The 6,982-nt window shown below is 61.2% G+C and carries 9 protein-coding genes; 5 read left to right on the top strand and 4 right to left on the bottom strand.

Annotation, left to right across the window (positions count from 1 at the left end):
• Together NW844_RS03575 and NW844_RS03570 are read right to left on the bottom strand one after the other, a co-directional pair.
• The coding region (locus NW844_RS03575) for a Uma2 family endonuclease (protein WP_414333543.1) at positions 1-494 on the bottom strand (494 nt) is incomplete at its 3' end.
• A gap of 135 nt (positions 495-629) precedes the next feature.
• Entirely contained in the window at positions 630-1,454 is an 825-nt protein-coding gene (locus NW844_RS03570; protein WP_414333550.1) for a creatininase family protein, read from the bottom strand.
• Positions 1,455-1,620: 166 nt separating this feature from the next.
• Here NW844_RS03570 and NW844_RS03565 point away from each other — a divergent pair, with 166 nt between their 5' ends.
• Positions 1,621-2,031 carry a hypothetical protein gene (locus tag NW844_RS03565; RefSeq protein ID WP_414333541.1) on the top strand — a complete coding sequence of 137 codons (411 nt, stop codon included), beginning with the start codon at positions 1,621-1,623 and terminating at the stop codon, positions 2,029-2,031.
• On the opposite strand, the gene NW844_RS03560 is transcribed toward NW844_RS03565, so the two are convergent.
• Positions 2,028-3,299, bottom strand: a complete 1,272-nt coding sequence (locus tag NW844_RS03560; protein ID WP_414333539.1) for an aspartate aminotransferase family protein — start codon at positions 3,297-3,299, stop codon at positions 2,028-2,030. The genes NW844_RS03565 and NW844_RS03560 overlap by 4 nt on opposite strands.
• A gap of 103 nt (positions 3,300-3,402) precedes the next feature.
• On the opposite strand from NW844_RS03560, the gene cysC reads away from it, so the two are divergent.
• From cysC to lspA, 3 genes are all read left to right on the top strand, one after another.
• Positions 3,403-3,942 carry an adenylyl-sulfate kinase gene (cysC, locus tag NW844_RS03555; protein ID WP_414333538.1) on the top strand — a complete coding sequence of 180 codons (540 nt, stop codon included), beginning with the start codon at positions 3,403-3,405 and terminating at the stop codon, positions 3,940-3,942.
• 86 nt (positions 3,943-4,028) lie between these two features.
• A complete protein-coding gene (locus tag NW844_RS03550) occupies positions 4,029-4,253 on the top strand; it encodes a hypothetical protein (RefSeq protein WP_414333537.1) in 225 nt (74 codons plus the stop codon).
• A gap of 203 nt (positions 4,254-4,456) precedes the next feature.
• Positions 4,457-4,972 (top strand): signal peptidase II, encoded by a 516-nt coding sequence (gene lspA, locus NW844_RS03545; protein WP_414333548.1) that lies wholly within the window; start codon positions 4,457-4,459, stop codon positions 4,970-4,972.
• A gap of 156 nt (positions 4,973-5,128) precedes the next feature.
• On the opposite strand, the gene NW844_RS03540 is transcribed toward lspA, so the two are convergent.
• Positions 5,129-6,124 carry a carotenoid biosynthesis protein gene (locus tag NW844_RS03540; RefSeq protein WP_414333535.1) on the bottom strand — a complete coding sequence of 332 codons (996 nt, stop codon included), beginning with the start codon at positions 6,122-6,124 and terminating at the stop codon, positions 5,129-5,131.
• A 205-nt stretch (positions 6,125-6,329) separates the two neighbouring features.
• On the opposite strand from NW844_RS03540, the gene NW844_RS03535 reads away from it, so the two are divergent.
• Positions 6,330-6,982: M23 family metallopeptidase (locus NW844_RS03535; RefSeq protein WP_414333533.1), on the top strand; the 653-nt coding region annotated here is incomplete at its 3' end.

Below are 6,982 nucleotides of genomic sequence, written 5' to 3'. Positions count from 1 at the left end.
ACGCGCCGCCCTTTGACATCGATGACCCAGTACTCAGGAATGCCCAGGCTGGCGTAGAGCTGCTTCTGCTCGTCCAGGTCAAGGCTGAGGGTAGTGTCGGCAATTTCGCCCACCAGGTCAGGGGGTCTTTGGAAACGCAAATCAATCCGCCGCGGCTCGCCAGCTTGGTACCTGGGGATGTTCTCCCCTTTGTAGAGCACCAGGTCGGGGGCACAGGCGTGGGTTTCTGGGTACTCAATCAGACAGCGACCGTAGGACTGCAGGGGCACATCCGGGTGGAGAAAGGCCCAAAACCCAAAAATGATGGTGATGAAATCGCTGACGGAGGCGTGCTCTGGCCCTTCTTTGCCCATGTTGACCCACAACCAGCCCTGGTAAAAAGAAATCTTCTGCCAGTCCAGGGTGGGATGGTTGCCAATGGTCAGGTAGTCCTGCCAAGTGGCGTCGTGCCGCTCGAGGATGGGAGGGGTGGCTGGCTTTGAGGCAAGAACCATTGCTCTCCCCTCACAGGGTAGGGGAACTTCCCCTCAAGCCTATCACCCGTCCTGGCGAAGTCGCTGCTTCCGCTCCTGAGAAGCAGGCTAGGGTTGGCCAGAAGCCTCAGAAGGTAAAGACATCTGCCGGGATCCCTACCTTGGCAGCGGGTCTTTGCGCCAAGCCTGGGGCTGCTGGAACTTGTACAGATCCCGGATCAGCCGCACCCAGCCATCGGCCATGGACTCCACCAAAAGTTTGCCTTTTTCCGGCGTGGCGGCGGTGGCATCCCCCAGGACGCCGCTCTTGCTGAGGTCGCGAGTTGTCCAGGCAAAAGAGATCCGCCCTTCCAGGCTAATCAGGCTGTCTTCCGGCAGATCCTGAGGGTACTCGCAGACCAAGCGGTCAGTTCGTACTGTCTCGGGCAACAGGTACATCAGCATGCTGGTCTCGCCGTCGCCGGCATGGATGCCCAGTTCCCGTTCTTTCGGGGTCATCAGCTCCTGGCCTTGGTGGGGAACGCGCCAGACGGAGATGGGGAAAAGGAGGAAGTCTTCGTGCTTCTGGTGCAGGTCGCGGGCCACAATCTGCAGCACTTCGGGCTGGCCGCCGTGGGAGTTGAGGAACACCAGCTTGCGAAACCCGGCCCGGTAAATGCTTTCGGCCACTTCGGTCAGCACCGCCATCAGGGTTTGCGCCGAGAGGGTGATGGTGCCCGGAAAATGCCAGTGCTCGTTGGCTTTGCCGTAGCACTGGGTGGGCAGGACATAGGCCGGGATCCCCGGCTCTAGTTTTTCCATGGCCCGCCCGATGATTGCGGTGCCGATGCAGGCATCCACCACCAGGGGCAGGTGGGGCCCGTGTTGCTCGATCGAGGCTACGGGCTGGATGATCACCACATTCTCTTTGTCGGGCATGGCCTGGATCTCCGTCCAGGTCAGGTAGGGGAAAAAGCGGTGGGGTGGGATAAAGGTGTGCATCATGGCGGGATCCGGTTGCAAGGAATTTCGAGGAGCCTTGCCTGCAAGACTAGCACCTTGGGCAATCTCTGCTTCCGACGGGATCCCCTCGCAGAACCTGAGAAGGCGTCTCTTAAGATCAGGTGTAGTTTGTCTCGATCGTTCCTAAGCGGAAGCCAGCCGTTCCATGACCCTGTGGCCCTGTCTGCCTGCTCAATGTGGCTCTGGTGAGGAGCCCCCCCTTAGAGGACGTCCTCTGCCTGCTGGGACGGAAGTAGGGAGTGCCCCCACCTCACCCCGCCGCCTTCTAGCTTTGCCGGGGCCGCAAGCCACCCTCTACGTGGAGCTGATTCAGGTTTCTCTCCACAATCTTGAGGCGGGATCCCCGGCGCTGCTCTGGGTGCGGCCCCTGTTGCTCGAGCAGGGATCCCAAGTGTGGAACCTGCGATCTACCTCGGACTTGCTCTGGCCGGCTGCCGGCTTTGTCCCGGCCTACGCCGAGGAGGTACTGCCCCTGCTAGAGCAGGCCAGGGATCCCTTGCCCCATGAGGCCCGCCAGCGGCTGCAGGCGTTTTTGCAACAGCTCTACCAGGGCTAAGCTTGCCAGGACTCTGTCCCGCCATCGCCAACGGCTAAGCTCTGCAGAGCCGATTCCAGCCGCGCCAGCGCCTCGTCAATCTCCTTTGGCGTGACGATCAAGGGGGGCACAAAGCGCACCACCTGAGATCCCGCCGGCACCAGCAGTAGCCCCTGCTCCAGGGCCGCCCTGACCACCTCAGCCGCCGGGATGCGCACCACCAAACCCTGGATCAGGCCCCAGCCGCGCACCTCTTGAACAAGCTGCGGAAACTGCCTTGCCAGGCGAGACAGCCCCTGGCGCAGATAGGCTCCTGCCTGCTGGGCATTCCAAACCAGGCTTTCGGCCATCAGGGTGTGGCAAACCGCCAGGCCCACTGCACAGGCCAAGGGATTGCCGCCAAAGGTGCTGGCGTGATCCCCTGGCTGAAACACGGCGCAAAACTCTTTGGCCAAGAGGGCGCCAATCGGGATCCCACCGGCGAGACCCTTGGCCAAGGTGAACACATCCGGCTCCACTCCCAAGTTGCAGTAGCCCCAGAGCCTGCCGCTGCGCCCCATGCCCACCTGCACCTCATCCAACATCAGCAGGATGCCCCGCTCGCTGCAGACCCGGCGCAGCCACTGGAAGTAGGCGGGATCTCCTGGGACAACCCCCCCCTCCCCCTGCAGCGGCTCCAGCAGCACGGCACACACCCGCTCGCCCCAGCGCTCCAACACCACCGCCGTACCCTCGAGATCGTTGTAGGGAACGTAATCGAAGCCGGGCACCAGAGGGGCAAAGTCTTTTTGGTATTTCGGCTGGCCGGTGGCGGTAATGGTGGCCAGGGTGCGTCCATGAAAGCTGGCCTGGGCGGTGAGGATCACCGGATCCTGGATCCCGCGCACCGTATGGGCGTACTTGCGGGCCAGCTTGATGGCGCCTTCATTGGCCTCTGCCCCCGAGTTGCAAAAAAACACCTTATCGGCACAGGAGTGCTGGGTCAGCCATTGGGCCAGTTGCGCCTGCGGCTGGTTGTAGTAGAGGTTGGAAACATGGTGCAACTGTTGCGCCTGCTGCGTCAGCGCCTGGATCCAAGCGGGGTGGGCATGGCCCAACGTGCAGGTGGCAATGCCGGCCACAAAATCCAGGTACTCCCGCCCCTCTTCATCCCAAACCCGGCAGCCTTCCCCCCGCACCAAGGTCAGAGGATAGCGAGCGTAGGTGGACATCACATGCTGCTCGAACAGCTCGGCAGTGGTCGCGGATTGCGAGGGGGTATCGACGAGAGAAGAGCTCAGCGGTGACATGGCCGGCGGCAAGACAGAGAGAGAATGGACAGTGATTCGAGTGTATCACTCTGCTCTGAGGATGCTATTCTGACGAAGCTCTAAGGAGACGGGATCCACACCCATGGGGCGGCGGGGGGTAACAGTCTGGTTTACGGGGCTCAGCGGCGCGGGCAAAACCACCCTGAGCTGCGGTGTGGCCCAGCAGTTGCAGGCTCTGGGGCTGGCGGTGGAAGTGCTCGATGCAGACCTGGTGCGGCAACACCTGACCAAAGGGCTCGGCTTCAGCAAAGAAGATCGGGATGAGAACGTTCGCCGCATCGGCTTTGTGGCAGAGATGCTGACCCGCCACGGGGTGATCGTGCTGGTGTCGGCCATTTCCCCTTATCGGGCCACCCGGCAGGAGGTGCGGCGGCAGATCGGCAACTTCATCGAAGTCTTTGTGGATGCCCCCCTAGAGGTATGCGAACGTCGGGATGTCAAGGGCCTCTATCGCAAAGCGCGGGCAGGTCTCATCCAGCATTTTACCGGCATCGACGATCCCTACGAGCCGCCGGAATGTCCAGAGGTGGTGTGCAAAACCGCCGAGCAAAGCATCTCTGAATGTATCGAATTGGTGATGCAAAGCCTGAGAATTCACGGCTATCTCCAACAATTCTCCTAGCTTAATAGAGCGCTGGGCCTGGCGGGTTTGGGATCCCTTGTGGGAAGATATGAACAAGCATTTCGTTTCTGAGAATCAAGGTAGCTATGGCAGTGACTCGTGCCGGACGAACCTCTGTGATGCGGGGCAGCAGCGAAGGAAACCCTGCCAAGTTCATGGAAATGGCCAGCTCTTTGCTCAACACCCGCACCCGCCAAGGCAGTGGCAAAAAGGTTGAAGATCGCTCCTCCTACGGCAAGGCGGGCAATCCGCAAGAGTTTCTGCAGATGGCCAGTGAGTTGCGCCGATCCCTGGAGCAACAGGGTCGGTAGCTGCCCTTGTCCTCTTCTCTGGACTGTGGGATCCCCGTCCGGCTCAGCCAGCCGGGCGTTTTTCTTGATTAAGCTCTCCAGCCAGATGAACCCCCAAGCCTTGCCCCTGCGGTTTGTCACCCACAGGCGGGAGAGAGAATGTCAGGATGGGAAAAGTGCTCCTCTGAGCGCTATTGCCAGTGGACGTGGTGAAGCAAAAGGGCATGAAAAACACGGGCTTTTGGCTGGCCGGGATCCTGGGCGTGATCCTGGATCAGGCGACCAAGCGTTGGGCGGTGGAGCGGCTGCTGCCGGGGCCGGAAATCGAGCTGTGGCCGGGGGTGTTTCACCTCACCTATGTGGAAAATACCGGCGCCGCCTGGAGCCTGTTTGCCGATTCGGCAGAGTTCCTCAAGTGGGTCTCGTTGGGGGTAGCGGTGGCGCTGGCGCTGCTGGCGATTCGCGGCGGCAGCCTGGGCCGTTGGGAACAGGCGGGCTACGGTCTGGTCTGGGCAGGAGCGGTAGGGAACGGCATCGACCGCTTTCTCAACGGCTACGTGGTGGATTTTTTTAATCTGGTTTGGATCCGCTTTCCGGTGTTTAACGTGGCGGATGTGGCCATCAACCTTGGGGTGGCCTGCTTGCTGATCGGCTTGCTACAGGACAAATCAAAGGAAACGGAACCGGCTTCCACTTCGCCTCATCCAGAAAAAAAGTCTGGCCACGGCGGCAGCAGTTAAGTTAACAAACTACTCCACCGCTGCCGCGACTTGGGCTCCATTTTGGGTGGCCCCGAAGGATCCCCCCATTCGTCCAGGCAGATATGGGCCAGCAAGAGGGGTGAGCACCGAAAGGGCTACAGGGCACTGTTGCTCCCTCATAACTACGCCAGGCAGCTATTTCACCCCCGCCCAGCCAGGATCCTCCAGCGCCTGCCAGGTTCGAGCTGCCTCTCCTTCAACCGCTTCGGGATGGGAGGGTGCAGGCGGAGCGCTCCACCACAACCCCAAAGCCGGCCCCAAGCCCAGCAACAGGCCTAGCCCCGCTGGCGCGAAAATGCCGGATCCCAGGCTCATCAGCAGGGCAAAAGCAAAATTGGCTACATAAAGCACCAGCGGCCCCAACAACTGGCGGCGGTTCAACACAGGCTGATCTTTCCCCCAGAGGAGGTTGGCTACGGTCATAAAGGCGGCCCCGGTCAGCATCCAACCGCCGAAGTTTTGCAACGGCATGCCGAAAAAAGGCCCCGGCTGAAACCACGTCCAAAAGGGGATCAAGCCGCGGGTCATGGCCGGATCCAGCACGAAGTCCCAAGCGGTGAGCAGCAGCGCCCCCAACAGGATGGCCTCGCAGTGGATCAGCCAGTGGCGACCCGCTTGCAGCGCCACCCGCGCCAACAGGTAAGAGGACAGCCCCACGTAAAACCAAGACAAAGGGATCGTGAAGGGAACCAGCCCGGCAATCTTGTAGCCCAGCCCACTGAGGTAGCCGTAGTCGCCAAAGGGGATCCCTGTACTGGTGCCCAACAGCTCGCTGGCCAGGGAGATGCCCACCGCCGGGATCAAAAACATCAACAGGCGCCGCACTCCCAACAGTCGGGATCCCATCAAAGCCGCCGCCAGCGCCCCGAACACCATGTAGGCAACGCCGCCATTGCCCATGCTCCAGGAGAAGGCTTGAATGCCAACGGGGGGCAAACTGGCCACCCACTCAGGATGGGGTACAACCCAAAGCAACCCTGCCAACCCGAAGAGCAAAGACAGAATGTGCAAACCCAGCGCCAAAGCTTCCAGCCGCCGCCAAATTGAGCCGGACAGAGGCAGAACACTTCGCCAAACAGAAAGCTGCAAAGACGGACTGACGAGAACACCAGAGGACGAGAACCAACGCATGAGAAACTCCAGGAGAGTGGTTAAGCAAAGCCGCTCTGCCTCTCTACCGCTCCTACAACGGCTGAGGAGAAAAGCGGGTGGCCTGGGAAGAAAGCCCAACTCCAAGAACGAACCCGCTTGCTTGCGGGCCGGCCTACTTGGGATGGCTCCCTGGACAGAGGTGTCACTGCTGCTAACGGTGACACTGCTGATATTTTGCTGTCTATTGTATCAATTCGTAAACATCCCCTCTGTCTTTGCCCAGGGCCTGCCCCTACCTCGGTGGCAGGGATCCCTGGTGGGGGTGTACGCCCAGTTGGCCCGGGCTGTGGAGCGCCGGGACTGGTCTCAGGCCCTGCGCCTGGTGGATCTCTTGTATCGGCAGTCGCAGGATCCGGCTCAGCGTCAGGAGCTGGAAAACTATCGGCTGGCGCTGGAGAGCCATCGCTCTGCCGATGGGGATGCGCCGCTGCCCCAGTGGCCGTTCTTGCACAAGCCCTTTGTCGGCGAATTTCCCGTCACCAACCTTTTCGACCACGATATGCCCCTGGGGGAGGAAGATGGCAACGGACGGTTTGTCAGTGGGCAAGGCCAAGTTTGGCTCCCTGGCCCGCTGCACCCCTGCGGCAAAAGCGATGGCCACGCCGGCTACGACTGGGCCATGCCGGTGGGTACGCCGATCTTGGCCGCCGCTTCAGGACGGGTCACCTTGGCGCGTCAAGAGCCGCAGTTTTTGTGTCCTGGCTTGGGCCGCCCGGTCAGGGGGTTGCGGGTGCGCATTCTGCACGAGCCAGGCGGCTTGGAAACCCTCTACGCCCACCTCAGCCAAATCCGGGTGCAGGAGGGACAGAGAGTGGCGGCAGGGGACGTAATCGGCCT

The organism is Synechococcus sp. H55.2 (assembly GCF_047462495.1).
In the GTDB taxonomy this organism is placed as follows: domain Bacteria; phylum Cyanobacteriota; class Cyanobacteriia; order Thermostichales; family Thermostichaceae; genus Thermostichus.
The sequence above is the reverse complement of the archived record's forward strand: the minus strand, read 5'-3'. Positions and strand labels throughout refer to the sequence as shown.